The organism is Falsiroseomonas sp. HC035 (genome assembly GCF_050563525.1).
Taxonomy (GTDB): domain Bacteria; phylum Pseudomonadota; class Alphaproteobacteria; order Acetobacterales; family Acetobacteraceae; genus Falsiroseomonas.
Window position 1 is genome coordinate 1 of record NZ_JBNXUN010000020.1, and the last position, 26,703, is coordinate 26,703.

The 26,703-nt window shown below is 69.2% G+C and carries 22 protein-coding genes; 14 read left to right on the forward strand and 8 right to left on the reverse strand.

Annotation, left to right across the window (positions count from 1 at the left end; translation table 11 throughout):
* Nucleotides 1-90: 90 nt before the first annotated feature.
* From ACLF3G_RS25480 to ACLF3G_RS25490, 3 genes are all read right to left on the reverse strand, one after another.
* On the reverse strand, nucleotides 91-1,188 hold the full coding sequence (locus ACLF3G_RS25480; RefSeq protein ID WP_430672211.1) for an HAD domain-containing protein: 1,098 nt from the start codon (nucleotides 1,186-1,188) through the stop codon (nucleotides 91-93).
* 469 nt (nucleotides 1,189-1,657) lie between these two features.
* Nucleotides 1,658-1,933: a hypothetical protein gene (locus tag ACLF3G_RS25485; RefSeq protein ID WP_430672212.1), complete on the reverse strand. Its 276-nt coding sequence runs from the start codon at nucleotides 1,931-1,933 to the stop codon at nucleotides 1,658-1,660.
* A gap of 15 nt (nucleotides 1,934-1,948) precedes the next feature.
* A complete protein-coding gene (locus tag ACLF3G_RS25490) occupies nucleotides 1,949-2,278 on the reverse strand; it encodes a hypothetical protein (protein WP_430672213.1) in 330 nt (109 codons plus the stop codon).
* Between ACLF3G_RS25490 and ACLF3G_RS25495 the strand changes: the two genes are divergently transcribed.
* Together ACLF3G_RS25495 and ACLF3G_RS25500 are read left to right on the forward strand one after the other, a co-directional pair.
* The gene (locus ACLF3G_RS25495) at nucleotides 2,277-2,903 is read left to right on the forward strand and encodes a 3'-5' exonuclease (RefSeq protein ID WP_430672214.1); all 627 of its coding nucleotides are present in this window, start codon (nucleotides 2,277-2,279) and stop codon (nucleotides 2,901-2,903) included. The genes ACLF3G_RS25490 and ACLF3G_RS25495 overlap by 2 nt on opposite strands.
* 1,147 nt (nucleotides 2,904-4,050) lie before the next feature.
* Nucleotides 4,051-5,046 carry a replication protein RepA gene (locus ACLF3G_RS25500; protein WP_430672215.1) on the forward strand — a complete coding sequence of 332 codons (996 nt, stop codon included), beginning with the start codon at nucleotides 4,051-4,053 and terminating at the stop codon, nucleotides 5,044-5,046.
* Nucleotides 5,047-5,963: 917 nt separating this feature from the next.
* Here ACLF3G_RS25500 and ACLF3G_RS25505 read toward each other — a convergent pair.
* From ACLF3G_RS25505 to ACLF3G_RS25515, 3 genes are read right to left on the reverse strand one after another with little or no spacing between them, the layout of a single operon-like run.
* Nucleotides 5,964-7,280, reverse strand: coding sequence for an aminotransferase class III-fold pyridoxal phosphate-dependent enzyme (locus tag ACLF3G_RS25505; protein WP_430672216.1), 1,317 nt, complete (start codon nucleotides 7,278-7,280; stop codon nucleotides 5,964-5,966).
* Nucleotides 7,277-8,542, reverse strand: coding sequence for an NAD(P)/FAD-dependent oxidoreductase (locus ACLF3G_RS25510; protein ID WP_430672217.1), 1,266 nt, complete (start codon nucleotides 8,540-8,542; stop codon nucleotides 7,277-7,279). The genes ACLF3G_RS25505 and ACLF3G_RS25510 overlap by 4 nt, the downstream gene beginning before the upstream one ends.
* Nucleotides 8,539-9,432 carry an FCD domain-containing protein gene (locus tag ACLF3G_RS25515; RefSeq protein ID WP_430672218.1) on the reverse strand — a complete coding sequence of 298 codons (894 nt, stop codon included), beginning with the start codon at nucleotides 9,430-9,432 and terminating at the stop codon, nucleotides 8,539-8,541. Before ACLF3G_RS25515 ends, ACLF3G_RS25510 begins: the two co-directional genes overlap by 4 nt.
* Before the next feature lie 82 nt (nucleotides 9,433-9,514).
* On the opposite strand from ACLF3G_RS25515, the gene ACLF3G_RS25520 reads away from it, so the two are divergent.
* The 5 genes from ACLF3G_RS25520 to ACLF3G_RS25540 are packed head-to-tail and all read left to right on the forward strand — an operon-like array spanning nucleotide 9,515 to nucleotide 15,492.
* The gene (locus ACLF3G_RS25520) at nucleotides 9,515-10,633 is read left to right on the forward strand and encodes a C45 family autoproteolytic acyltransferase/hydolase (RefSeq protein WP_430672219.1); all 1,119 of its coding nucleotides are present in this window, start codon (nucleotides 9,515-9,517) and stop codon (nucleotides 10,631-10,633) included.
* On the forward strand, nucleotides 10,630-12,177 hold the full coding sequence (locus tag ACLF3G_RS25525; protein WP_430672220.1) for an ABC transporter substrate-binding protein: 1,548 nt from the start codon (nucleotides 10,630-10,632) through the stop codon (nucleotides 12,175-12,177). Before ACLF3G_RS25520 ends, ACLF3G_RS25525 begins: the two co-directional genes overlap by 4 nt.
* Nucleotides 12,174-13,118, forward strand: coding sequence for an ABC transporter permease (locus ACLF3G_RS25530; protein WP_430672221.1), 945 nt, complete (start codon nucleotides 12,174-12,176; stop codon nucleotides 13,116-13,118). The genes ACLF3G_RS25525 and ACLF3G_RS25530 overlap by 4 nt, the downstream gene beginning before the upstream one ends.
* On the forward strand, nucleotides 13,115-13,918 hold the full coding sequence (locus ACLF3G_RS25535; protein ID WP_430672222.1) for an ABC transporter permease: 804 nt from the start codon (nucleotides 13,115-13,117) through the stop codon (nucleotides 13,916-13,918). Before ACLF3G_RS25530 ends, ACLF3G_RS25535 begins: the two co-directional genes overlap by 4 nt.
* Nucleotides 13,915-15,492 (forward strand): dipeptide ABC transporter ATP-binding protein, encoded by a 1,578-nt coding sequence (locus ACLF3G_RS25540; protein ID WP_430672223.1) that lies wholly within the window; start codon nucleotides 13,915-13,917, stop codon nucleotides 15,490-15,492. Before ACLF3G_RS25535 ends, ACLF3G_RS25540 begins: the two co-directional genes overlap by 4 nt.
* A 31-nt stretch (nucleotides 15,493-15,523) precedes the next feature.
* On the opposite strand, the gene ACLF3G_RS25545 is transcribed toward ACLF3G_RS25540, so the two are convergent.
* Nucleotides 15,524-16,468: a LysR family transcriptional regulator gene (locus ACLF3G_RS25545; RefSeq protein WP_430672224.1), complete on the reverse strand. Its 945-nt coding sequence runs from the start codon at nucleotides 16,466-16,468 to the stop codon at nucleotides 15,524-15,526.
* Nucleotides 16,469-16,594: 126 nt separating this feature from the next.
* On the opposite strand from ACLF3G_RS25545, the gene ACLF3G_RS25550 reads away from it, so the two are divergent.
* The 5 genes from ACLF3G_RS25550 (at nucleotide 16,595) to ggt (ending at nucleotide 23,304) form a co-directional block, all read left to right on the forward strand.
* Nucleotides 16,595-18,424, forward strand: a complete 1,830-nt coding sequence (locus ACLF3G_RS25550) for a CocE/NonD family hydrolase (protein WP_430672225.1) — start codon at nucleotides 16,595-16,597, stop codon at nucleotides 18,422-18,424.
* Nucleotides 18,425-18,447: 23 nt separating this feature from the next.
* Nucleotides 18,448-20,043 (forward strand): ABC transporter substrate-binding protein, encoded by a 1,596-nt coding sequence (locus tag ACLF3G_RS25555; protein ID WP_430672226.1) that lies wholly within the window; start codon nucleotides 18,448-18,450, stop codon nucleotides 20,041-20,043.
* A 2-nt stretch (nucleotides 20,044-20,045) separates the two neighbouring features.
* Nucleotides 20,046-20,588, forward strand: a complete 543-nt coding sequence (locus ACLF3G_RS25560; RefSeq protein ID WP_430672227.1) for a GAF domain-containing protein — start codon at nucleotides 20,046-20,048, stop codon at nucleotides 20,586-20,588.
* 2 nt (nucleotides 20,589-20,590) lie between these two features.
* On the forward strand, nucleotides 20,591-21,589 hold the full coding sequence (locus ACLF3G_RS25565; RefSeq protein WP_430672228.1) for a Bug family tripartite tricarboxylate transporter substrate binding protein: 999 nt from the start codon (nucleotides 20,591-20,593) through the stop codon (nucleotides 21,587-21,589).
* Nucleotides 21,590-21,696: 107 nt separating this feature from the next.
* Nucleotides 21,697-23,304, forward strand: coding sequence for a gamma-glutamyltransferase (ggt, locus tag ACLF3G_RS25570; protein WP_430672229.1), 1,608 nt, complete (start codon nucleotides 21,697-21,699; stop codon nucleotides 23,302-23,304).
* Nucleotides 23,305-23,448: 144 nt separating this feature from the next.
* Here ggt and ACLF3G_RS25575 read toward each other — a convergent pair whose 3' ends face one another.
* Nucleotides 23,449-24,381, reverse strand: a complete 933-nt coding sequence (locus ACLF3G_RS25575; protein WP_430672230.1) for a LysR substrate-binding domain-containing protein — start codon at nucleotides 24,379-24,381, stop codon at nucleotides 23,449-23,451.
* 104 nt (nucleotides 24,382-24,485) lie between these two features.
* On the opposite strand from ACLF3G_RS25575, the gene ACLF3G_RS25580 reads away from it, so the two are divergent.
* Both ACLF3G_RS25580 and ACLF3G_RS25585 read left to right on the forward strand, forming a co-directional pair.
* On the forward strand, nucleotides 24,486-25,610 hold the full coding sequence (locus ACLF3G_RS25580) for a mandelate racemase/muconate lactonizing enzyme family protein (RefSeq protein ID WP_430672231.1): 1,125 nt from the start codon (nucleotides 24,486-24,488) through the stop codon (nucleotides 25,608-25,610).
* A complete protein-coding gene (locus tag ACLF3G_RS25585) occupies nucleotides 25,607-26,692 on the forward strand; it encodes a mandelate racemase/muconate lactonizing enzyme family protein (RefSeq protein WP_430672232.1) in 1,086 nt (361 codons plus the stop codon). Before ACLF3G_RS25580 ends, ACLF3G_RS25585 begins: the two co-directional genes overlap by 4 nt.
* Nucleotides 26,693-26,703: the final 11 nt, after the last annotated feature.

The following is a 26,703-nucleotide window of genomic DNA, read 5'->3' on the forward strand; positions in this document are numbered from 1 at the left end:
AGCGAACCGAGCTTAACCACCTGTCCGAGATCCGGGGACCACCTCAACCTGAACCGCGTTCTCTGTCGGCTATCGCTCGGATCACTCTCTTTAGAAATCGGCATCGCAGCCCGCTCCCCTAGGCTCCGGCTCCGGTTCCGGCTCTTGCGCTGGCCGATCCTGCGCAAGCCGAGCGCGGAATGCAGCTACGGCCTCAGCCTCTGCAGCGGCCTCGGAACCGCCCACTTGGCCGAGTAAAGCTCGCGCGGCTCGGCGCGAAGGCCAGCCTTGAAGCAGATCGAGCGGCCGATCCAGCACTGCCCCCCTGCCCTCCAGCCACGCTGCCGCTTCGACCGGATCGCCGTGATGCGCGGCCACCACCTCGCGCCACAAACCACCGTCGACGGCGAAGACCCCGAAGTCCTGGTCCACCGCACCGAAAGCCCGGAGCGCCACGCGGTAGCAAGAGACCGTCAGGCCATCGTCGGCATCGATCCGAACCCAACGATCAGACTGGCGACGATCGTCGAGGACAATCCAGTCCCAACCCTCATCCCAGTAGTCCGCGGAATAGGCACGCAGCAGCCGCCGCTCCTCGGACTGCTCCTCGTCCGGCAATTCCTCAGGCCGGTCAGGCATGGGCCTCAGCCGGTGCCACCTAAGCCAATCCAGAATATCCTCGGCCGGCGTCGAACTCGCGAGGCCGCGGCAGGCAGGGTCAGCGTGGAGCAGGGTCGCGTCGAGGCCCTCCGCAACCAGTTTCGCGACCGTCTGCTCTGCGCCGAAGCTCCGTCTCCACATCGACGACACGACGATATGAGCGTCAGCCAGTCGCGCCAGTCGGTTGAGCAGCCAGATCGCATGTTGGTCAAAGGACACCAAGGACATACCGCGTTGCCGGCCGTCCCAGGTCCCCTCCGCCATAGCGGCTCTTGCCTCGGCATTCCTCGGGTGAAGCCAGCCCGCACGGGTCAGTAGAACCCCGTCAATGTCAATGAAGACTACCCGTGGCCTCACACCCTCAGCCGGCATCGCCTGGCCCCTCCCCATTAAACCAGCGGAGCACTTCCAACACCGGCCGATCAACCCGCACCAGCTTGCCACCAGATAGAAGCAGCAAGGAGCCGCCGTCGTCATCGGAACACACAGCAGGCACCGCTGTAGCTGCAATTCCGTGCACCCGGCCGTCCACATCGCGGACGAGGACATACCGGCCAATCCGGCTTCCGCTTGGAGGGTTGTCCATGCCCCCTCGCCTACCCGCGCAACCGCCAGCGCTCGGCATGAGGCCGCACCTGCTCAGCCGTGATATCTCGGGTGAGCCGACGCCGGCGCCGCCTCAGGTCCGCTATCAAAAGCCGCAAAAGCCGGTGGTCCTCGAAGCGAGCCAACTCGCCGATCTGCCTACGATGCCTCGTCTTCCAGACCTCCCGGATGGCCTCGAAAGCCAACCCGATCGCGGCACGCTGGACACCAGGACGCGACAGGATGTCGGCGGGGATCGGCGGCAGGGTGGAGCTCGGATGAACAGGAGGACGGGGCATAGCACCATCCTAACGTTCCTGGTCTGTTCTCGGCCAGCCTAAACTGTCATCGATCGGATCACCTCGCACGCAGTCACCCGGGCCGGGTTCACCTCCCCTGCCCTCCCGCCGCCGGCCCCTGGGCCGCAGAGCCGCTATTTCTGGGGCTTCGCCACGTAGTGACCAGGAATGCGCTTCTCATCGATCCCGAGATCAACATGCGACATCGGGATCTCAGGGACGCCGAAGTTGGCCCCGTCCAGCGGGTGCCCGGCCAGGAACAAGCCTGAGATGTGCGATCCCCGACCACACTCGATCCGCGCACCACGATAACGCAGGGTCGGACCACCCCAAGGACCCTCAGCGTTCTCGACCCTGACCTCGTGCCGAGTTGGCTCGGGGATCAGCATCGGTTCTTGCATCTGCGCCATCGGGATCTCCTCCGCCTAGGCACACGTCCCGACCACGATCTGCATAGCGTAACTACTGACGATATCGGGACCCTCTGGTGATCCGATGGCAAACTCCCGCGGGTTTTTGCCTCCCAATCCGGATTTAGGATAGAGCCACCATCGAGCCCCGCCGTCCTCCCCAAAGACAGATTTGACCGTCGCGGTGACTTCGGCGAGGGCCGGGTTCGCCGCATCTAAGGCGAAAAGCTCCACGCTAAGACGCTGGACCTCATCCATCGCCGCCTTCAATTGGGCCAGGACCTCTTCCGCCCGTCGCGGCCCGTCGCCCGCACACCCTCGATGACCTAGGTTGCCCTTCACCATGACCAATCCTCTCCCCTGCCCCCTGGATATAGAAGCCTCCGGCCTCTCCGATGACAGCTACCCCATCGAAATCGGCCTTGCCCTCCCCTCCCCCACCCCGGGCGGAGACTGGGAGATCCTGCTGCTCTCCTGGCTGATTCGACCCACCGCAACATGGCTCGACAACCAGGACGCATGGAGCACCACAGCCGAGCAAGTTCATGGCCTAACGCTCGACCGGCTGCAAAGTGAGGGCCTGGATCCCGCCGAGGTCGCGCGCGAGATCGACCAAGTTCTCAATGGCCGCATCGTCGTCGCGGACACCGGGCCAGCAGGTGCTGACGCCTTCTGGCTGAAACGCCTGGCAGCGGCTGCCGGTGAGCCATGGTCGTCGCGCACCTGGCCGCTCTCTCTATCGAAATCCGGCGATCTGATAGCCGCCGCAGCACGCAAAACCGGCATCTCCCGCTCGCGCGCCGTGATGATGATCCAGGCCGCACCCGAGGCAACACACGCAGCTGCCGAAGACGCCCACCGCGAGACGTGGATGTGGTGCGATGCCATGTCCCCGGATGTTCCGCGGCAGGTCATCTCCGAGGCCAGCAGCTATCGCCGCCGGTGGCCGTCGACGCGCGTCCCGGCATAACGCCGGGCCGGACCGGAGATATCGAGATCATGGCTCTGGTCCTCCGCAGGCGGCGTGACGTTGCCGGACCTCAGCCAGCATCTTCTGCGCCGTTCCGAATGAGACCATCCGCGTCTCGATAGGCCGCGCCCCACAGGCGGGACACCGAAGGCGTTCGCCCGACCTACCCGAGGGAAGCTTGCCCGAGCCTTGCCAGTAGGCGGACGAATTGAAAGTGGGGGCCTGGACTCGGATCGCTGCCCGCGACGAGGTTGCCATAATCCAGCCCGGACAGCGAAGAAATTGGCCCGCGCCCAAGGGGGCCTTGCTGTTCGCAATGGTTTGGTCGAATCTCGCCATGGCTCAGACTCTTGATGGGACGTGGAATAGAAGCCTCCACTGCTCCGGCACTGCCAGAGATTCGCACGCCCCCACCGCACCCGGATCACGGTCTCCGGCAGGTACGCAAGTGCCGATGCGGCGGGAGGCAGGCCAATCTGGCAGGTGGCGGGTGTGGTCCGCGAGGATGGCCGGGCCACCTTCCACGGTACCGTGGAAGGTGGCCAGACAGAGGATTCCCGTTGGCCGTTTCAGTTCAGCGGCAAGTTCACGACAGGACCCTTCACCGGTCAGAGCGTCATGAACCCCATATCCGCGTGGCGCCGCGACTGCACCGTAGAACTGCGGCCAGACGATGCCGTGCCAGGAGAGGCCGCAGGCGGTAGGGATCACCGGCCGCGAGGTCAGTCCGACCGCGGCCGTCATTGACAGCCCGGGGCGGCAGCGCACCGGGCGCTGGACGGTGCCAGCGCTCATTGGCATGGCCTGCCGGCCAGACAAGGGCGCGCCTGCCTCGCCGCTTGTCCGCACAGCAGGGTCGACGGTGAGTGAGAATCTCAGCCGGCCAGCATCGCCCCGACTCGGCGCTGGTGGGGGGATCACTCACCCAGAGCCGATCCACCGGCAAACGCGCCTGTCCTGGGGGGATCACACACGGAACTGGGGGGGCTGCTCACGGAATCGCGGTTGTCCACAGGGGCAGCACTCACCCCTTCTACTAGATTCAGAATCAACTTCTTCCAAATAGCCTGGTGAGTAATCCCCCCATTGACCTAAGCGGTCATCGCACGCTTCCGTAGTGAACGTTGAGCAGCGCCGGGGCGAGTCCATGAGCATTGAAGGAGAGCCCGACTTCGGCGCGCGGCGCCTGGTTCTCGTGCACGGACGCGATACGGCGCGTGCGATGGTCGAACCGGAACAGAAGCGGCTGGTGGACATCGCTGCCGAGGTCATGGGCGATGACGTCGGCCGCATCGGCATCACCTACACCGGCTTCTGCCTTACTGGTCTCCCGCACAAGCGTCTGCCCGATGAACACCCGTGGGAAAAGAAGGGCCACCGGGTTACGCTTCTTATCGAGCCGGGACGGATGAAGATCGGCCGTGGCCCGGCGAAGCTGCACGGCGTGCCTTACGGGGCTCGCGCCCGCATGATCCTTCTTTATCTCCAGACGCAGGCTGTCAGGACCGGTTCACGCGAGGTCGAACTCGGCCGATCCATGCGTGACTGGTTGGGACGAATGGGGCTGTCCTGGGGTGGCGAGACCGGCAAAGCCCTGCGTGAGCAGGCGACCCGGATCGCTGCCTGCAGCCTCAAGTTCTTCTGGGAGGGCGAGAACAGCGATGGGTGGACGAAAGGCGGCTTCGTGCGGTCCGGACTCCGCTTCCACCTGGCGGACAGCAATGAGGAGCGGCAACAAGGCTTGTGGCAAGAGAGCGTGCTGTTGGATGAAGTCTTCTACGAAGCGTTGCAGAAGCACCCCGTTCCGCTGCGGGAGGCGGCCCTTCGCGAACTGTCCGATCGCTCGACAAGCCTCGATCTCTATATCTGGCTGGCCTATCGCCTGCACACGCTGAAGGCTCGCACCCCTGTCCGCTGGGCCGCGCTGCGCGAGCAGTTTGGGAGCAATTACGCGAAGATCAGCGCCTTCAAGCGCGACTTCATCAAGGCGCTTGGTCCTGCCGTCGCAGCCTATCCGGAAGCGCGCGTTGAACTCGCCGAAGAGGGCGTGGTGCTCTTCCCGTCCCAGCCGCCGGTCACTCGGCGCCTTGTGCCAGTGGGGGGCGAACTCACCGCTGTTGGCCGGCGCACCGGGGCCAGGTGAGTGATCCCCCCAAATCATGGGGGCTGGTTTGGGCTGAAGCCGGGGTCCGCGTCTGAGTTCCAGCCGGGCGCATTTCCTGGCATGTTGAATCGGACATAAATCCGCGACACGGTCGGCTTCTGGTCCTAGCGTGGAGCTGGCAGGAGCCCGATGGCACGGCACGATCCTTGCGCTGGATTCGCGTGACCGGCCATGCTGCTCCCCGGCCGAACGGCAGCCCCAGGATGCTACGTCTCGTGGATTCTTCGTCATGGGCGACCTCAGCAGCCATGACCGCCAGACCGTCCGCCAGCGTGATAAGAATTTGTTCTTATTTTTTGGCGGCCGTCGGTATCAGGTGAGTGATCCCCCCATTGCCATCGCGGCGGGGACCTGAGGACAAGCGCTTGTCGTTGATCTCGACCTGGCTCCGCAGCGGCGTGGCTCTGTCCCCCGTGCTCTCCGCGACGGCGCCAGATTTCGGCGCATTGCCATGGGGTGCGCATCCGGCCCAGGAGCGCCAGTGAGTGATCCCCCCAGGCTGAGCCGGTCTTCCGCCGGAAAGTGCTCATCGCCCAGTGCTGCCGCAGGGATCCGAGTTGCCCGTGGCGGCAATCACACGCCGACGCGGGGGGAACACTCACCTGGGTGTCGGCTCAAGCCACCGAGTTCCGCTGGGCTGGAGCCGCTCCGGCCTTGGCCGGAACCAATTCCGAACTGACGGTCCCACTTGCTAGGGCAGACCTGAAGGCGTTCATCGATCCTGGGGCGTGTCGGCACGAACTCCCGGTCTGCCATGGCAGCGCGAGACCGCTTCAGGGTGCTCCTCACGACAGCCAGGGCACTCCCACCGGCCGGTGCTGGTCGAGGATCGCGGAGCCTGCCGTGTACGTCTCCGGCCACTCCGCTCCCGGAAGAACGGGTTCGGGGCGACTGCTTCAGGCAGCATCCCGCAGGGCGTCGCGGATGGTCTGCGCGATGCGGTCGATGTCGGCCTGTGCCAGGACCAGCGGCGGCGAAAGCACCAGCATGTCGCCGGCCGCCCGCACCAACACGCCCTCCGCGAAGCAGCGATCCGCGACCGCCGGCCCACGTGCTCCGCCGTGCGGCGCCAGTTCGATGGCGCCGAGGATGCCGATGGTGCGGATATCCACCACATGCGGCGCGTCACGCAGCGCATGGATCGCATCCGCAAAGGGTTCGGCCATGGCGGCGGCGTTCGCGAAGATGCCGTCCTGCTCATAGGCTTCCAGCGCGGCGAGGCCGGCGGCGCAGGCCAGCGGATGGCCGGAATAGGTGTAGCCGTGGAACAGCTGCACCGCCTCCGGCGGCCCGGCCATGAAGGCCTCGTAGATGCCGGAGGAGATCAGCGTGGCGCCCATCGGCACGGCGCCGTTGGTCAGCCCCTTGGCGCAGGCCATGATGTCCGGCGTCACGCCGAAGGCCTGGCTGGCGAAGCAGGTGCCGAGGCGGCCGAAGCCGGTGATGACCTCATCGAAGATCAGCAGGATGCCGTGCCGGTCGCAGATGGCGCGCAGCTTCTCGAGGTAGCCGAGCGGTGGCGGGTACACCCCGCCGGACCCGGTGACCGGCTCCACGATCACCGCCGCGACGGTGGACGGGTCCTGCACCGCCAGCAGCGCATCGAGCGCATCGGCGTGTTCCGCGCCCTGCGCCGGGCGTCCACGCGGAAAACCCATGCGTGCGGGGTCATAGGGCAGCGGCAGGTGATGGACGTCCGGCAGCAGCGTGCCGAAGTCCCGCTTGTGGCGGCCGATGCCGCCGACCGAGAGGCCGCCGAAGCCGACGCCGTGGTAGGATTTTGCACGGCCGATGAATTTCACGCGGCCCGCATCGCCGCGCACGCGGTGGTAGGCACGGGCGATCTTCAGCGCGCTGTCCACCGCCTCGCTGCCAGAATTGCTGAAGAACACGTGCTCCAGCCCATCTGGCGCGACCGCCACCAGGCGTTCGGCGAAGGCGAAGGCGCCGGGATGGCCCATGCGGAAGGAGGAGACGAAGTCGAGCCGCCCGGCCGCGGCACGGATCGCCTCCGTGATGCGCGGATGCGCGTGGCCGGCATTGACGCACCAGAGGCCCGCCATGCCGTCCAGCACGCGCCGCCCGCCGGATTCGACGTAATGCATGCCCTCCGCGCCCACGAACATCATCGGCGCCTCGCGGAAGGCGCGCGCCGCGGTGAAGGGCATCCAGTAGGCTTCGGACAGCGCGTTGGGGCGGGGGTCTGCGTTCATCGGGGCCTTGCGGGGGTTGCGCGGTCCAGCCGGTCCCGCAGCCGGAACCAGACGCTGCCCGCGGCGGCGTAGAGCGACTTCAGGCGATGCAGCGGGATCGGACGCAGCTTTTCCACCGGCGGCAGCGCCAGTGTTTCGCCGCCCATCAGCAATGTCGCCAGTTCCGGGCCCAGGGCCGTGCACCAGGCGATGCCCTTGCCGTTGCAGCCGATGGTGGCGAAGACGCCGTCATCCAGCGCGAAAAGCCGCGGCAGGCGGTCCAGCGTGATCGCCACCTGGCCGCCCCAGCCGTAGTCGGGTGGCGCCTCGGCGAGGTGCGGATACAGCCGCGCCAGCATGTGCCGCTGCGTGCCGAAATCCCCCGGGCCGCGCGGCGCGCGCAGCCGGCCCTTGCCGCCGACCACCAGGCGGCCATCCCGATCCGCCCGGAAATAGCGCAGCACGCGGCGCGTGTCCGACACCACGGGCATGTCGGCGGGCACCACGCCGGCCCGGGTCGCGATTTGGAAGCTCCAGACCGGGATCATGGTATCGGCCAGGCCCGGCCACACATCGCCCGCCAGCGCATTCGTCGCCACCAGCACGCGCCGCGCCCGCAGATGGCCGTCCGCCGTCGTGATGCGCCAATCCTGTCCCTCTCGCCGGATGGCGGTGGCGCGGGACGGCGCATGGAGGGTGGCGCCCGCCGCCAGTGCTGCGCGCGCCAGGCCGCGGGCATAGGCCAGGGGCTGCACGCTGCCGGCGCCGGCGTGCAGCCAGCCGCCGAGATAGGCCGGCGTGCCGAACATCGCCGACGCTTCCTCCCGCGACAGCGCCCGCACCGGCGCGCCGGCCCGCTGCCAGGCGGCGAGGCGGGGCGCCATCAGCGCCAGCGCCGCATCCGTGTCGCCAAGCTGCGCCCAGCCACTGCGGGAGGCATCGCAGGCGATGCCGTGGCGCGCGATCAGCGCGAAGGTCGTCTCTGCCGCAGCCGCGCCGAGGGCATACAGCGCCGCGCCACGCTCCGGCCCATAGAGCGCGACGGCATCGGCCACGTCATGCTTGAAGCCCGGGATCACCTGCCCGCCATTGCGGCCGGAGGCCCCGGCTCCGGGCGCCACCGCCTCCAACACCGTCACCGCCACGCCGCGTTCGGCCAGGGCAAGCGCGGTGGACAGGCCGGAGTAGCCCGCGCCGATGATGGCGACCTCGGCCTCCGCCGACCCGCGCAGCGGTGCCAGCGCGGGACCGGCCGGCGCGGTCGCGTCCCAGAGTGGCGTCATGGCACGCCCCGCAGCCGCGCCAGTTCGCCGGTCAGCGCCTGCGCCGCCCGCAGATGGTCCCGCAACAGGCGGGCGGCGGCCGCATGGTCGCCGGCCTCCAGCGCATCGAGGATCGCCAGATGCTCCGTCGCATTCTGCCGCACGCGATCGGAGCCCAGCACCCAGCCGTAGTTCAGCAGGCGCCGCAGCCGGTTGTGCTGTTCCGTCGCCGCCAGGAAGAATCGGTTGCCGGAGGCGGCGACGATGCCGTGGTGAAAGGCGGCGTTCAGCTCGAAGAAGGCGACCGCGCGCGAATCGTGCCACCGCGTCTCCAGGAAATCCCGGTGCCCCAGCCGCATCTCGGCCGCGAAACCGGCGGGCAGCGCGTGGCCGGGCTCCAGCAGCGCCGCCGGTTCGACTGCGATGCGGAAGCGGTAGGCCGCATCGCGTTCCGCCGGCGTCGCGAGGCCCGGCGCGAAATGCCAGCCATGGCCGCGATTGCGCGCGACGATGCCGAGCTCCTCCAGCCGCAGCAGTGCGCGCGACAGCTCCCCGCGCGCCGCGCCGGTGTGGCGCTGCAATTCGGCCTCGGAAAGTGAATCCGGTAGCCGCCCGGCCGCCCGATCCCGCGACAGCCGCACCATCAGCGAATCCACCGGGTCCTCCGCCGCCGTCGCCGGCATGGGCGCGGGCGGGTCGCGCAGCACCAGGGTGCGGCCCCGCGCCTCCACGCGCCCGGCCTCCGCCAGCACCGCCAGCGCGCCCCGGATCGGCGTGCGCGAGACGCCGAGCCGCGCCGCCAGCGCATCCTGCCGCAGCGGCGTGCCGGGGCCGGCGCCGTCCCTCGCCAGCAGGTCGAGCACTGCCCGGGCCAGATCGTGATGCAGGGAGGTGGCGGCTTCGGGGGGCAAAAGGGCGCTCGATTTCGCTTGCGAGGCGTATTCTGGCGCACTACCGTATTTTCCGCAACCATAATCCAAATGGAGGCCCGGCTTGGCCACGGCAGCGCCCCTCATCGAAGTCTCCGGCCCGCCACGCGAACGCGGCCGCCAATACGGCGAGCAGGCCGCGGCGCGCATCCGCCTCGGCATCGCGCACTACTCCGAGCAGTTGGCCGGCAGCGGCCTGGGCTGGGACGGCATCCGCGACCTGGCGCTGTCCTTCGAGCCGGAGATCGCGCGCTTCGATCCCGGCATGGCGGAGGAGATGCGCGGCATCGCCGAGGGCGCCGGCCTGGACCACGCCGCCATCCTGCTGCTGAACGCGCGCACCGAGATCCTGAAGCTGGCCAAGCGTCGCAAGGACCCGGACCCCGATGGCTGCACCGGCGTGGTCGCACTGCCCGGCATCACGCTCGGCAAGAAGCTGATCCACGCGCAGAACTGGGACTGGAAGCTGGAATGCGCCGAGACCGCCGTGGTGCTGAAGATCCACCGCGACGATGGTCCCGACATCCTGACGTTCACCGAGGCCGGTGGCCTGGCCCGGTCGGGCATGAACGCGGCCGGCATCGCCATCACCGCGAACTACCTGGAAAGCGACCGTGACTACCGCAGCACCGGCGTGCCGCTGGCGCTGATCCGCCGCCGCGCGCTGATGGACCGGCAATTGGCGGTGGCGATGCACGCCGTCTACACCACGCCGAAATCCGCCTCCAACAACATGATCCTCAGCCAGGCGGGCGGCATCGCGATCGATTTCGAATGTGCGCCGGACGAGACCTTCCAGGTGCATCCGGACAACGGGTTGCTGGTGCACGCCAACCACTGGGTTTCCCCGATCGCGCTCTCGAAGCTGCGCGACACCGGCATCCAGGCGACGCCGGACAGCCTGTACCGCGACATTCGCGTGCGCGACCTGCTGGCGCCGCAGCGTGGCCGGATCACGGTGGAGTCGATCAAGGCGGCGCTGTTCGACGACTACCAGTCGCCCTGGTCGGTCTGCCGGCCGCCGCGCGAGAACCTCAGCAACAACCTGTCCGCGACCGTCGCGCAGATCGTCATGGTCCCGGAAGACGGCCTCATGCAGGTCGCCATGCTGCCGGCGCTGGACCGCACCTTCACCACCTACCGCCTGGACCTGGAGCCTGCCGCCATGAGGAGCGTCGCATGAAGTTGCGCCATCTTGCGCTGGGCCTTGCCGCCCTGCTCGCTGCGACGCCGCTGGCGGCGCAGGAATCGCTGCTGCGCGCGCGGCTGAACTCCGACATCCGCTCGACCGATCCCGGCACCAACCGCGACGCCAATACCGATGCCGTGGTGCTGCATGTGGTGGAGGGGCTGGTCGCCTACCGGGAGGACACCTCCATCGGGCCGCTGCTGGCGGAGAAGGTGGAGATCTCCGGGGATGGTCTCGCCTACACCTTCACCCTGCGCGACGGCGTGCGCTTCCACAACGGCGCGACGCTGACCTCGGAGGATGTCAAGTTTGCCTGGGACCGCTACCTGCGACGCGAGACGAACTGGCGCTGCCTGCCGGAATTCGACGGCCGCGGCACCACGAAGATCACCGCCATCGAGACGCCGGACCCGCGCACCGTGGTGTTCCGCCTGGAACGGCCGACGGCGCTGTTCCTGGCCAACATGGCGCGCGCCGATTGCGGCGGCTCCGGCATCTGGCACCGGGAATCGCTGAACGCCGACGGCAGCTGGAAGGCGCCGATCGGCACCGGCCCGTTCCGCCTCGGCGAATGGCGCCGCAACCAGTTCATCGAGGTCACGCGCTTTGCCGACTACGCGGCACGCGCCGGCGAGCCCGATGGCTATACCGGCAACAAGACGCCGCTGGTGGACCGCGTGCGCTGGCTGATCATCCCCGACGCCTCCGCCGCCAAGGCGGCGCTGCTGTCGGGCGCCATCGACATCAACCCGGACATCGCGACGCAGGACATTCCGGAGTTGCAGGCGCGGCTGGACATGCGCCTGGCATCCAGCCCGACCATGGGCATGATGGCGATCCTGATGCAGACGCGCGACCCGCTGCTGTCCGATGTGCGCATCCGCCGCGCCATCGCCTTGTCGCTGGACTACGCCGAACTGGTGCAGGCGCTGTCGGATGGCCAGTCCCGCTACAACCCCTCCGTCATCCCGGTCGCCAGCGGGTCGCATGGCGCGGTGCAGCGGGAGGGTTTCAGCCGCAACCTCGATGAGGCGCGCCGGCTGCTGCGGGAGGCCGGCTACCGCGGCCAGACCATTCGCATGATCACCACGCGGCGCTACAATTCGCTGCTGGAGATGGCGACGCTGAGCCAGGCGATGGCGCAGGAAGCCGGCATCAACATCGAGTTCGAGGTCATCGACTGGGCCACCCAGCTCGACCGCTATACCCGCGGCGACTACGCCATGATGGCCTTTACCTACTCTGCGCGCCTCGACCCGTCGCTGTCCTTCGAGATGGTCTCCGGCCCCAAGGCGACGCAGCCGCGCAAGGCGTGGGACAATCCGGAGGCTCTGGCGCTGATGCAGGAAAGCATGCGCGTCACCGACCCGGCGCGCCGGCAGGCGATCTTCGACGATCTGCATCGCCGCTTCATCGCGGAGGTGCCGATGATCGTGCTGTACAACGACGCCAATGTCGCCGCGCATCGCGCCGGCATGGTGGGCTTCCGCGCCTGGGCCACCGGCCAGCCGCGCTTCTGGGGCGTGCGCCTCCAGTGATCGGCTATGCGGCGCGGCGATGCCTGGCCGCGCTTCCGACCCTGCTGCTGGTTGCCATCGCGGTCTTCCTGATGATGCGGCTGATCCCCGGCGATCCGGCGCAGCTCATGCTGGGCGATGCGGCCTCGGCGGAGGAAGTGCAGGCGCTGCGGCGCAGCATGGGGCTGGAGGAGGCGCTGCCGCTGCAGTTCCTGCATTGGGGCGGCGCCGTGCTGGCCGGTGATTTCGGCCGGTCCATCACCAATGGCGAGTCGGTGCTGCCGCTGATCCTGTCCCGCTTCGGCGTCACGGCCGTGATCGTGCTGCTGGCGGTCGGGCTCGCGACCTTGATCGCGGTTCCGCTCGGCATGCTGGCAGCCTGGAAGCAGAACCGGCTCACGGACCTGGTGGTGGTCGGCTTCGCCACGCTCATGCTCTCGATCCCGTCCTTCTGGCTCGGGCTGATCCTGCTGCTGGTCTTCGGCGTGAAGCTCGGCTGGCTGCCCGTGGTCGGCTTCGTCGGATTCGGCGAGGACCCGCTGGTGGCGGCGGGGTACGTGGTACTGCCGGTGGCAACCCTGGTGCTGGTCGAGGTCGGCGTGCTGACGCGCATGGCGCGCGCGGCCACCATCGACGTGCTGCGGCTGGACTACATCAGCCACGCCCGCGCCAAGGGGCTGTCGGAGTTCACGGTGATGCGGCGCCACGCGCTGCCCAACGCCTTCGCGCCGACGCTGACGCTGGTCGGCCTGGTGCTGGGCAATCTGCTGGGTGGCATCGCGGTGATCGAGACGGTGTTCACCCTGCCGGGCCTCGGCCGGTTGCTGGTGGAGGCGATCTTCCAGCGGGACTACCCGGTGGTGCAGGGCGTCATGCTGTTCGTGGCTGCGATCTACGTGGTGGTGAACCTGCTGGTCGACCTTGCCTACCCCGCCTTCGACCCGCGCGTGACGGCCGAATGAGGGTCCGGGCCAACTTGCTGCTGGGTGGCGTGCTGATCTCCGCCGTCGCCGCCATCGCCGTCACCGCCGCCTTCTGGACGCCCTATGCCCCGCGTGCCGTCAATCTGCGCCGCCGGCTCAACCCGCCCTCGGAGATCCACTGGCTCGGTACGGACGAGTTCGGCCGCGACGTGCTGTCCCGCCTGATGGCCGGGGCCGAGACCAGCCTGACGGTGGCGGCGGTGACGGTGCTGGTCGCCATGCTGCTCGGCGTGCTGATCGGCCTGCTGGCCGGATTCTTCCGCGGCTGGACGGACCGTGCGCTGATGGCGCTGAACGATGCGCTCCTGGCCTTCCCGGGCATCCTGCTGGCGCTCGGCCTGCTGACCGTCATCGGGCCGTCGAAATGGGGCATCGTGCTGGCGCTGGGGCTGGCCTATGCGCCGGCGGTCGCCCGCGTGGTGCGCGGCAGCGTGCTGTCGCTGCGCGAGCGTGAGTTCGTCGAGGCCTCCCGCGCCCTTGGCAATTCCGAAGCCTACACGCTGTGGCGCCACGTCCTGCCGAACTGCGTCTCGCCGCTCACGGTGCTGGCGACCTCCATGTTCGGCTGGGTGATCCTGTCGGAAAGCGCGCTGTCCTTCCTCGGCCTCGGCGTGCCGCCGCCGGCGCCGAGTTGGGGCAACATGCTGGCGACCGCGCGGCCCTACCTGGAAACCGCCACCTGGCTGTCGATCGCGCCGGGGGTGATGATCGCGCTGTGCCTGCTCGGCACCAACCTGCTGGGCGATGCGCTGCGCGACCTGCTGGACCCGCGCAATTGACCACTCTGCTCAGCGTGGACCGGATGCGGATCGGCGCGAAGCCGGACTTCATCGCGGTGCAGGACGTATCCTTCGACCTCGCGCCGGGCGAGATCCTGGCGCTGGTCGGCGAATCCGGCTCCGGCAAGACCGCCACCGCGCGCGCCGTCATCGGCCTGCTGCCGCCGGGGCTGGCCATGCTGGGTGGCAGCGTGACCTTCGACGGCACGGCGCTGCATCCCGGCAACCTGCGCCCGCTGCGCGGCCCCGGCATCGGCATGGTGTTCCAGGAGCCGATGACCTCGCTGAACCCCGCGCTGCCCATCGGCGTGCAGATGGCGGAGGGGTTGGCGCTGCACACGAAGCTGCGCGGCGCCGAGATCAGAGGCGCCTGCCAGGCCATGCTGGCCCGCGTCGGCATCGCCGACCCGGCCGCCTGCCTGCGCGCTTTTCCGCATGAATTCTCCGGCGGCATGCGCCAGCGCATCATGCTCGCCTCCGTCATGCTGCTGCGGCCGAAGCTGCTGATCGCGGATGAACCGACCACGGCGTTGGATACGCTGACGCAGGCGGAGGTGCTGGACCTGATGGTGGCGCTGACGCGCGAACAGGGCAGCGCCGTGCTGCTCATCACCCACAACCTGGGCCTGGTCGCGCGCTATGCGGATCGTGCCCTGGTGATGCGCCGCGGCCGCGTCATCGAGGAAGGCGCCGCCCGCGCGCTGCTGGCGGCACCGCGGGAGGCCTACACCCGCGCCCTGGTCGATGCGCTGCCGCGTCGCGGGCCGCCACCGATTCCACGCGCGCCCTCCGAACCGCTGCTGCGGGCGGAGGCGCTGACGGTGGATTTCGCCGGCCGCCGCCGCTTCTTCACTCGCGGCCGCGCGGTGCAGGCGGTGCGCGGCGTCGATCTGGCGGTGCATGCGGGGGAAGCCGTTGCCCTGGTCGGTGGCTCCGGCTCCGGCAAGACCACGCTCGGCCGCGCCATGTTGCGGCTGGTGGAGCCCAGCGGCGGCCGTATCCTGTTCCGCGGGCAGGACATCTCCCGGACGCGTGGCCCGGGCCTGCTGCCGTTCCGGCTGGCCTGCCAGATCGTGTTCCAGGACCCCTATTCCTCGCTCGACCCGCGCATGCGCGTGGCGCAGATCGTCGATGAGCCGCTGCGCCTGGTGCCCGGGCTTTTGGCGGCGGAGCGGGTGCATCGCGTCGATGCCATGCTGGATGCCGTGGGCCTCGCCGGCTTCGGCGCACGGCATCCGCATGCGTTGTCCGGTGGCCAGCGGCAGCGGGTGGCGATCGCCCGCGCGTTGGTGCGGCGGCCCGATTTCGTCATGGCGGATGAGCCGGTCTCGGCGCTCGACATGACCATCCAGAAGCAGATCCTGACCCTGCTGCGCGACCTGCAGAAGGCGCACGGATTTGCCTGCCTGTTCATCTCCCATGATTTGGCGGCGGTGGGGGAGATTGCGGACCGCGTCGTGGTGATGCAGCACGGCCGCGTGGTGGAGGAAGGCGGGCGCGACCAGGTCTTCGATGCGCCGCGCCATGCCTACACGCGAGCGCTGCTGGAGGCCGCGCCGCGGCTGGAGAGCTAGGCCGAGCCGACCGCCGAGCCACGGCCAGATGTCATCGCTCCTGCGGTTCGGCCGACCGCCGCCGCAGCGTCCGTCGAAGCGCAGCGGCTTCGGCCTGCGCCGTCTCGACCACCAGCCTGGCGAACTGATCCACGATGGCGGGACGGGCCTGCCAGACGGGGAAGAAAAGCCCGTAGGGCACGGGGATGGAGCAAGCGAAAGGCCGCATGACCAGATGCGGCGCGGGGCTGGACCGCGCCACGAACGGATCGGCCAGCGCCACACCAAGGCCCTGCGCCACCATCTGGCAAACCACCACGCCGTTCGAGGCCTCGAATCGATGGCGCAAGGTCAAACCCGCCTCCCGGCAGCAGCGCTCCAGCCCCTGCCGCAGCAGGGACCGCGCATGCGTCACCACCAGGTCCTGCGACAGAAGCTCGGCCAGACCGACCTGCCGCAGCTGCGCAAGCGGATGGTCGCGCCGCATCACAACCACCGCTTCGAGCTGGCAGACCGGCTCCACCTTCAGCTTCGGGTGGGTCAGCGGCAGCACGGTGACGCCGAGGTCGAAATGCTCCTGCTCCACCACCGTCTCGGCATCAAGGCGGATCCGCGTGTCCACCTGCGCGGTGAAGTCCGGTACGCGCGCTGCCATGGCGCGGAGCGCCGGCCCCAGCACCAGGCTGGCCACCTGTGGCGCCGTCAGCACCCGCAGGTGCCGGTCGTTGCGGCCCTGGCGAATGCCGGCGGCGAGGCGTTCCAGCCCGTCATGGCCGGCGAGCACCCGCTCCGCCTGCTGGTAGTAGCGCAGGCCGTCGACGGTCAGGGTCAGTCGGCGCTTCTCGCGATGGAAAAGCTGGAAGCCGAGATCCTGCTCCAGCGCCGTCAGCAGGCGCCCGACCTGCGGCTGCGTCTTTCCGAGCCGCTCGGCGGCCTGCGAAACGGAGCCCGCATCCACGAAGGCGCGAAGCGCGTCCAGCGACCTGAGGTTGTGCATGCTGCCCCTCCACATTATGCGGAAACAGCATGTTTTGCCACAGATAACGCATTTGACGCAGCCAGCCATCGGCGAGCATGAGGGACGGGCCGCTGACAGAGCCGACATGCCGGCTCCAGCGAGGCCATGACCATGTCCGACCGCGACCACTCCGGCACCGCGTGGCGCCTGGCCCCATCGAGCTACGCCGCCTCGCGCGCCGTGGAATTCGCGCTGCCGGAGGCGCCGGCATCCTGCTACCTGACGATGCGCGACGGCTGCCGCATCGCGGTGGACATCTGGCTGCCGCAGGGCGCCACCGGCGCGAGGCCGGCCATCCTGATCCTGACGCCCTACTACCGGCGCTTCCGGCTGCGGGACGGCGGCGAGGGCGATGCCATACCCAACGCCGGCAAGTTCGTCCGCCACCTGGTGCCGCGCGGTTATTCGGTTGTGGTGGTGGATGTGCGCGGCACCGGCGCGTCCTTCGGCACGCGCGACAGCTTCCGCTCGCCGCGGGAGCGTGAGGATTCGCGCGAGATTACGGATTGGGTCGTGGCGCAACCCTGGTCGGACGGCCAGGTCGGCGCCACCGGCATTTCCTACCCTGGCGCCGCGGCCGACTTCCTGGCCAGCACCGGCCACCCGGCCGTGAAGGCGATCGCGCCGCTTTTCGCGGTATGGGACACCTATGCCGACAACTACTACCCGGGCGGCATCCCGTTGAAGCAGCTCGCGAAGAGCTATGACGACCTGATGGTCGCCATGGACCACGACCGGCGCGACCTGCTGCGCAACTACGTCTACTACGCCAATCCCGACCTTGCCGGGCCGCATCCGGTGGATGGGGATGAAGACGGCGCCCTGCTGGCCGAAGCCCTGCGCCAGCATCTGGGCAATTTCCGGCAGCCCGACTTCATGGCCGAGTTCCGCTTCCGCGAGGACCCGCTGCCGTATGATCCGGATTTCAGCTCGGCCTCCTTCAGCCCCTACTCGGTCAGTGACGGCATCCGCCCAGATGTGGCGGTGCTCGCCGTCTCCGGCTGGATGGACGGTGCCGGCTATGCCAATGGCGCGATCTCGCGCTTCCTGACGCTGCGCGACAACCCCGTGCACCTGATCCTGGGGCCCTGGGACCACGGCGCCCGGTGCAACGTCTCCCCCTGGCGCGACGACCAGACGCCGGGATTCGACCTGCTCGGCGCCGTGCTGCGCTTCTTCGACCACTACCTGCTGCGACACGACACCGGGCTCGGGCAGGAGGCCCCGGTTCACTACTTCAGCCTGCACGCCGAGGCCTGGCGCGAAGCCGGATCCTGGCCGCCGGTGGAGGCCACGCAGCGCCTGTTCCTCGCGCCAGGGGCCGCCCTGGCGGATTCGCCGGGCCCGGCCGGGCAGGATGCGACGCAGGCGGATTTCGCGTGGGGCAGCGGCGACGGCACCCGGTATGAGCGCATCGCCGGGATCAACAGCACGACCTACTACGCCGACTGGGGACAGCGGCAGGCGCGGCTGGCAGGCTGGTCCTCCGCGCCGCTGGCGCGGGACATGGAACTAGCCGGCCACGGCCTCGCTGATCTCTGGCTCGAATCGAGCGAGCCGGATGCCGCGCTGTATGTCTACCTCTCCGAGGTCGAGGCGGATGGCACCATCCGCTATGTCACCGAGGGTCTGCTGCGCGCCCTGCATCGCCGGGAAAGCCCGGCGCCCGACCGCTACCGCACCACCTGGTCGTTCCGCAGCTTCCATCGCGCCGACGCATCGCCGCTTATGCCCGGGCGCGCGGAGCGCATCCGTATCCCGCTGCTGCCCACCGCCTGGGTGTTCCACAAGGGCAGCCGCATCCGGCTTTCCCTGTCGGGGGCCGATGCCGACCACGCGGCGCAGGTGCCACATGGCCGGCCGCCACGCCTGACCCTGCTGCGCGGCGGCGACCGCGCCTCGGCCCTTGAACTGCCGCTGCGGCCCTGCGTCTGATCGACGATAGGAAGGAGATGCCCATGCACCGTCGCGATCTTTTCGCCGCCGCCAGCGCCCTCGCCACCACCGGCTGGGGCGCGCTGGCGCCACGCCCGGCGGGTGCGGCCGGCGCCAGCCTGCAGATCGGCCTCGGCGGCGCCTTCACCACCATGGACCTGCATTTCTACCACGCGGTGCCGAACCACACGGTGGCGATGCACATCTATGAGCGGCTGATCAACCGCGCGCCGGATGGCAGGCTGATTCCTGGCCTCGCGACGGAATGGAAGCCGCTGTCCGACACATTGTGGGAATTCAAGCTGCGGCCCGGCGTGAAGTTCCACGACGGCGGCGACTTCACGGCGGACGACGTGGTCTTCACGTTCGAACGCGCGCGCGACGTGCCCAACAGCCCGGGCGGCTTCGGGGGATTCCTGCGCGCGGTGCAACGGGTGGAGGTGGTCGATCCCCTTACGCTGCGCCTGCATACGCCGGTGCCCGCACCGGACCTCGGCCCCAACCTGACCTATGTCGGCATCGTCTCCCGCCGTGTCGGAGAGGGCGCCACCACGGCGGACTACAATTCCGGCAAGGCGGCGATCGGCACCGGACCCTACCGCTACGCCTCCTACACCCCCGGCAGCCGGGTGGAGATGACCCGCAACGACTTGTGGTGGGGCCCCAGGCCGGCGTGGGAGCGTGTTTCACTGCGGCTGCTGAGCAACCCGGCGGCGCGTACGGCGGCCCTCCTTTCCGGCGACGTGGATATCATCGACACGCCCTCGGTCAGCGACCTGCCCCGGCTGCGCTCCGATGATCGGTTCCAAGTCACGGCAATCCCCGGTATCCGGCTGATCTACCTGGTGCCCGACCTGTCGCGCGAGGGGGAAAGCCCCTTCGTCACCGATGCCGGCGGCACGCCGCTACCGCGCAACCCGTTCCGGGACCTGCGGGTGCGGCAGGCGCTGTCGCTTGCCCTGCGTCGAGAGGCGCTGGCCGACCGGATCATGCTCGGGACCGCCACGCCGACCGGCCAGTGGATGCCGCCGGGTGCTTATTCCTACGCCCCCAGCGTGACGCCGCCGGAGGAGGATGCCGCGCGGGCACGCGCTCTGCTGGCCGAGGCCGGCCTGCCCAACGGCTTTCGCCTGACCCTGCACACGCCGAACGACCGCTACCCGAACGACGCCCGCCTGGCGCAGGCTGTGGCGCAGATGTGGGCGCGGATCGGCGTGCAGACCACGGTGGAGGCACTGCCCTGGGCCAGCTACGCGGCACGCGGCGGCCGGCAGGAGTTCTCCATGGGCCTGTGGGGCTGGGGCAGCGCCACCTTCGAGGGCGGCTACATGCTGACCCAGTGCTTCGCAGCCCATGATCGCGCCCGCAGCATTGGCCTGTATAATTACGGCCGCTACAGCAACCCGGCGCTCGACGCGCTCGCCGCCCGCGCCGTCGCCACCGTGGACGAGGCAGTGCGCGAGGCGCAGCTGATCGAGGCGACGGAGCTCGCGATGTCGGATATGCCGATCATCCCGATGCTGATGCTGCAGAACCTGTGGGCGGTGCGGAAGGCCATCGCCTTCATGCCGCGCTCGGACGAGCGGACTCTGGCGGTCGATGCGCGGATGGCGGGCTGATCGTGGCAGGCCGCCCCGATCCCCTGCCGCATCTGGCCCGCCTCGCCCTTGCGCAGGCGGAGCCGGCGCAGCCGGCCGCCACCCTGGCCGCACTGGATGCGGCCCTGGCGGCCGCCGTCGGGCACCTGCTGTGCACCATGCAGGTGCATCATCCCGGCGGTGAGGCGGAACGTGTCTATTCCAACCTTCCGGGCGCCTATCCCGTGGGCGGCCGCAAGCGGGCCTCCACCGCGCCGCGGATGCGGGAGCTGATGCAGCATGGACAGCCCATCCTGATCCGCACGGAGGCCGAGTTGTGGGCCAGCTACCCGGACCATGCGGGCGCAACCGCGCTCGGCTGCGGCAGCGCCATGAACACGCCGGTGCGGTGGCAGGGCCGCACGCTCGGGCAGGTCAACCTGATGCACAAACCGGGCTGGTACACCGAGAACGACGTGCTGCTGGTGCGCAGCTTCGCCCAGCTCGCCCTGCCCGCCTTCCTGGCGCTGACCGAAGGTCGCGTGACAGATCAGTTCCCGACGCCCCCCCGAGCCACAGGAGCATGATCATGTTCGACCGAGCCCCCCGCCGCCGCCTGCTGCAAGTCGCCGCCGCCTTGGCAGCGACCGGCCCGATGCTGCCCCGGCGTGCGGCCGCCCAGGGCCAGCCTTGGCCGCGCGCGCAGCCGATCCGCGTCATCGTGCCCTTTGGCGCCGGCGGCGCCACCGATATCGCCGCCCGCGTCATCGCGCAGGAGATGCAGGCCGCGCTCGGCCAGACCATGGTGATGGAGAACCGCGCCGGCGCCGGCTCCACCCTCGGCACCGGCTACGTCGCCAGGATGCCGGCGGACGGCTACACGCTGCTGATCACCACCATCAGCGGCTTAGCGATCGGGCAGACGCTCTACCACGACCGCATCCAGTATGACGCCGACAAGTCCTTCGAGCACATCGCCATCATGATGGGCACGCCCTACCTGCTCTGCGTCAATCCCAGCCTTCCGATCCGCGACGTGGCCGGCTATGTCGCGGCCGCCAAGGCCGGGCCGATGTACTATGGCACTTCCGGCGCCGGCGGCGTCGCGCATCTCCTGGGCATGCGCCTGGCCGCGGCCACCGGGGCGCCGCTGGAGCACGTGCCGTATCGCGGCTCCACCCAGGCGATCACCGACCTGATGGCCGGCGTGGTGCCGAGCGTGCTGGACAGCCTGACCGCGACCAGCGCGCATATCCGGTCCGGTGCGCTGCGGCCGCTGGCGACCACGGCACCGGAACGCTCGCCCGACTTCCCGGACGTGCCGACCTTTCGCGAGTTGGGCTACCCGGAGGTGGTGGCCGATGGGTGGGCCGGCCTCGCCGCCCCCGCCGGCACGCCGCGGCCGATCCTGGAGAAGCTGGCCGAGGCGGTCCGCAGCGCGCAGGCCAGTGCCAGCGTGAAGCGGCGCTTCGCCGAGACCGCGACGAGCGCCGGGCGCCACTACCTGGAGGACGCGCAGGCCTTCGTCCGGCAGGAAGTTGCGGCCTGGGCCCCGGTGATTCGCGCCTCCGGCATCACGCCGGACTGAGCTTTCCGCTGCCGCGCAAGCGGCAGGCGCCGTTCTGCGCCCACAGATGTTTTTTGGTCTTGCGCCAGCGCGCCGGGCAGCGCGTGGCGGGAAAGGGGAGAGGCACGATGCGGGGCATGGTGGTCGCGGCACAGCCGGAGGCGGCGGAGGCGGGGGTGGAGATCCTCCGCCAGGGCGGCAACGCGGTGGATGCCGCCATCGCCTGCGCCTTCAGCCAGGGCGTGGTCGATCCGCAGATGTGCGGCATCGGCGGCTTCGGGGCGATGCAGATCTGCATGCCCGGGCACGGCGTGCACACGGTGCTGGAGTTCTTTGCCAAGGCGCCGTTCTCGGCAACGCCCGACATGTGGGCCGACAAGTTCATCGGCCAGTCGCGCGACGGCTTCGTGTACCTGCTGCGCGACCAGAGCAACGACCTGGGCTATGGCGCCGTCGGCACGCCGGGCAACGTCGCCGGCTATACCGAGGCGCTCTCGCGCTTCGGGACCATGCCGCTTCGCGAGGTGATGCGGCCGGCCATCGCCCAGGCCCATCGTGGCGTGATGGTGCGGCCCTACATGCATTACTACTGGGCCATCGACCACGGTGGCGACGGCCAGGTGAATGTCGCCGAAAAGCTGCGCTTCAGCGACAACGGGCGGCAGGTCTATTTCCGCAACGATGGATCGCTGAAGCGCCCGGGTGACGTCCTGCACAACCCCGACATGGCCCGCAGCCTGGAACGCATCGCCGAAGGTGGCGCCGAGATGTTCTATCGCGGCGACATGGCGCGCGAGATGGCGGCCGACATGGCGGCACACGGGGGCGGCGTGACGCTGGAGGATCTGGCTGCCTACCGTGTGGGAGAGAAGTCGCCCTGCTGGGGGACCTATCGGGGGCTGCGCATCGCCGCCAACCCGCCGCCCGCCGGCGGCGGGTCGCTGATCGAATTGCTGCACATCCTTGGCTGCTTCGACATCGGAAGGCTGGTGCACAACAGCCCGGAGCACCTGCGCATCCTGGCGGAAGCCATGAAGTGGATGACGATCGACAAGGACGCTCACATGGGCGACCCGGATTTTGTCGATGTGCCGCTCGATCGGCTGCTCTCGGCAGGGCATGCGGAGGCGCTCGCCGCCCGCATCCGCGCCGGGGAGAAGGCCAGCGTGGCGCGTGCCGGAGAACCGCGGGATCCGCCGGACACCACCGTGGTCTGCGTTGTGGATGCGGAGGGCAATGCGGTCTCCCTGACCCATACGCTCGGCATCCCGTCCGGCGCCATCACCCCGGGACTCGGCTTCATGTACAATGGGTGCATGAGCGGCTTCGATCCGCGCCCGGGCCGCGCCGGCTCGATCGCGCCCGGCAAGAGCCGCGCCAGCACCATGGCGCCGACCATCCTGTTCCGCGGCGACGCCATCGCCATGGTGCTGGGCGCACCGGGCGGCACCTACATCGTGCCCGCGCTGGCACAGGCCATCAGCAATGTCGTGGATTTCGGCATGTCGATGGCCGAAGCCGTGGCGGCGCCGCGCATCGTGGCGCTCAGCGACACGATCGATGTCGCCAACCGCATCCCGCACCGGGTTACCGACGCATTGCGCGACATGGGCTACCCGATCGCCCGGTCCTACCAGAGCTATGCCTTCGGCGCCCCGCACGGCGTCATGATCCAGGACGGCGGCTGCCTGGGTGGCGCCGATCCGCAGCGCGATGGAATGGCGCTGCACATGTGAGCCAGGGCTGCATCGCATCGGTCGGAGGCGGATGGGAGACCGGCTGAGACGGATGCTACGGCAAGGTCGTCGTCGGGCCCGAGCCTGCGTGGGCAGGGAAGAGGATTCGATTTCTCGTTCGCCTCTGCTGCGCCTCTGGGGCGCCTACGGCAGCGCCTGCCCACGTGCCACCAGGCTGGTGACGCAGGGCATGCTGGCGCCGTGGCGTCGGATCGTCGCCAGCAGGACCAGTGCCGCGCGCGAAAGCGCGACCCGCGCCGGCACCAGCGCCTGCGCCGTCACCACGCAACGCGGCTCCAAGCGCAGCCGCACCACACCATGTTCTCGATCATCCAGCAGAAGGAATGGGTCGATCACCGCCACGCCGGCACCCGCCCGCACGAGCGCCAGCGCGGTGGAGGACTGGTTCACCTCCAACGCGATCTTCCGCTCGATCCCCGCCTCCCGGAAGCTCTGTTCCACCAGGCGTCCGAGGGGCAGGCTGCGGCTGAAGGAGATCAGGGGCCAGGCGGCGAGGTCCTGCGGCGTAACCGAACCCGACGCGGTCAGAGGGTGATCCGGCGGCACCACGCAGACCAGATCACCACGGCACAGCGGCACCAGCCGCGCATCGGCCTCCGCGATCGGGGTCAGCACCAGGCCGAAATCCACGCCGCCCTGGGTCACTGCTTCGACGACGGAGAGGTTGTCCATCGTCTGCACCGTGACCTGGATGCGCGGCCGTGCCTGGCGGAAAGCCGCAACGGCGGGGGGTAGCAGGTTGTCCGCCAGCGTCGGCGTCACCGCGACGACCACCGACCCGACGCTGGATTCGCGGATGTCGCCCACAAGGCGCTCGATCCGTTCCAGCCCCTTGAAGACACGCTCCACCTCGTCGAGCAGCACGCGCAACTCCGGCGTTGGCTGCAGGCGGCCCTGGAGGCGCAGGAACAGCTGGAATCCGGCCGCGGCGGCGCATTCGCGCAGCATCATGCTGACCGCGGGCTGGGAGACGCCGAGGTCGCTCGCCGCCGCGGTGACCGCGCCGTGCAGCGCGACGGCGCGGATGACCTCCAACTGTCGGAAGCTCAATTTCATAAGACCAACTTATGATGACCGGGGTTATGGGGCTTGATCTGATTTTATCGCGGTTCCAGGCTAGGGTCACCCCGCCCGGACAAGAAGGTGGGGCGAGGACGTCCATGCTGATCACGGCCATCGAAAGCTCTGTCGTGTCGCTGCCCTTCACCATGGGTGGCCCGCATCCGCTGTTCGCCGGGCAGCCGTGGGATCGGCTGGAGATCCTGCTCGTACGGGTCGAGACCGCGGACGGCCTGGTCGGCTGGGGTGAAGCCTTCGGCCACGCAGCCATCCCGGCCACCAAGGCAGCACTCGACAGCATCGTGGCGCCGCTGGCGGTTGGTCGCGATGCGGGCGACATCAACGCTCTGACCCGGCAGGTGCTGCACGGGGTCCACCTGCTCGGGCGCAACGGGTCCTTCGTCTATGCCTGGTCCGGTGTCGAAATGGCCTTGTGGGACCTGCTTGGCAAGCGCACCGGACAGCCGGTGTGGCGGCTGCTGGGCGGCAGCGCGCCGGGCCCTCTGCCGGCCTATTCCAGCCTGCTGTCCTATGGCGGGAACCTGGATCTGGTGGCGCGCAACACGGCGGATGCGCGGGCGCAGGGATTTCGCCACATCAAGCTGCACGAACTGACGCGCGACGCGGTGCTGGCCGCTCGCGCCGCGGCGCCGGATGCCGCCATCATGCTCGACGTGAACTGCGCCTGGACGCCGCCGGTGGCGCGCGACATGGCGGCGAGCCTTGCCGGCGACGGGTTGCTCTGGCTGGAGGAGCCGGTCTGGCCGCCGGAGGATGCCGATGGCCTGGCCAGCCTGCGCCGCCACGGCATCCCGCTGACGGCGGGCGAGAACACCGCCGGCCTCTTCGGCTTCCGCACGCTGATGCAGGCCGGTGCGATCGACATCGCCCAGCCCAGCGTCACCAAGATCGGCGGCATCGGCGAGATGGTGCAGGTCTTCGCCCTGGCCCGAGCGCAGGGGGTGGAGGTGATCCCCCACTGCCCCTACTTCGGCCCCGGCTTCGTCGCCACGCTGCATGTTGCCGCCGCGCTGGCGGAACGCCCGCTGATCGAGGTGCTGTGGCTGGAGATGGAGGCCAATCCCTTCGACCCATGGGTGCGCGCCAGGGACGGCCATGTGGCCGTGCCGACCGCGCCGGGCCTGGGCTGCGACCCTGACCCTGCGGTGCTGGCGAAATACACCGCCGCAGCGCCCACCAGAACCGAAGCGAGGCGCGCCGCATGAAGGTCACCGCCATCGAGACCACGCCGGTCGTCGTCGCGCTGCCGCAACCGATCGGCAGTGCGCTGGGGCAGATCGCGCGCTTTGGCTGCATCCTCGTCATCCTGCGGACGGACCAGGGGATCACGGGCGAGAACCTGATCTTCACGCTGAACGACCGCCGGACCAAGGTGCTGCGGCAGATGGTGGATGACCTGGCGGATGTCGTCGTCGGGCGCGATGCCGGACACATCGTCGGGTTCTGGGCGCGGGCCTGGAAGGACATCAACTTCCTCGGCCACAAGGGTGTGCCGGTCGTCGGGATCTCCGCGATTGATGGGGCGCTGTGGGACGCGCTCGGCCAGGCCACGGGACTGCCGCTGTACCGCCTGCTCGGTGGCGCGCAGGATCGTGTGCCGGCGTATCACAGCGGCGGACTCTGGCTGTCCCGTTCGGTCGATGAACTGGTGGCGGAAGCGCGGTCCTTCCTCGACCAGGGTTTCCTCGCGATGAAGATGCGGCTCGGCAAGGCCGATCCTGCCGAGGATGCCGCACGGGTCCGTGCGGTGCGGGAGGCAGTCGGGCCGCAGGTGGCTTTGATGGCCGACGCCAACCAGGGGCAGAGCGAAGCGCAGGCGATCCGGCTGGGCCGGATGCTGGAGGAATTCCAGTTGGCCTGGTTCGAGGAACCCCTGCCGGCCTGGGACCTCGATGGCCTGGCCCGAGTCGCGGCCGCGCTCGATACGCCGATCGCCAGCGGCGAGACGGAATACACCCGCTACGGCTTCCGCCGCATGCTGGAACTGCGCTCTGCCGACATCCTGATGCCGGACCTGCAGCGTGTCGGTGGCGTCAGCGAGTTCATGCGGGTCGGCCACATGGCCGAGAGCCACGACGTGCCGGTGTCGAGCCATCTCTTCCCGGAGACCAGCATCCAGGTGCTCGGCGCGCTGTCGAACGCCAGCTACCTCGAATACATGCCGTGGTTTTCGCAGCTTTACCTGGAGGCGTTGGAGTTCGAAGGCGGACGGGCCGTCGTGCCCGAACGTCCCGGCTGGGGCTTCCGCTTCGACTGGGATCGTATCCGCCGCCTGCAAGACCAATGAAGCAAACAGGA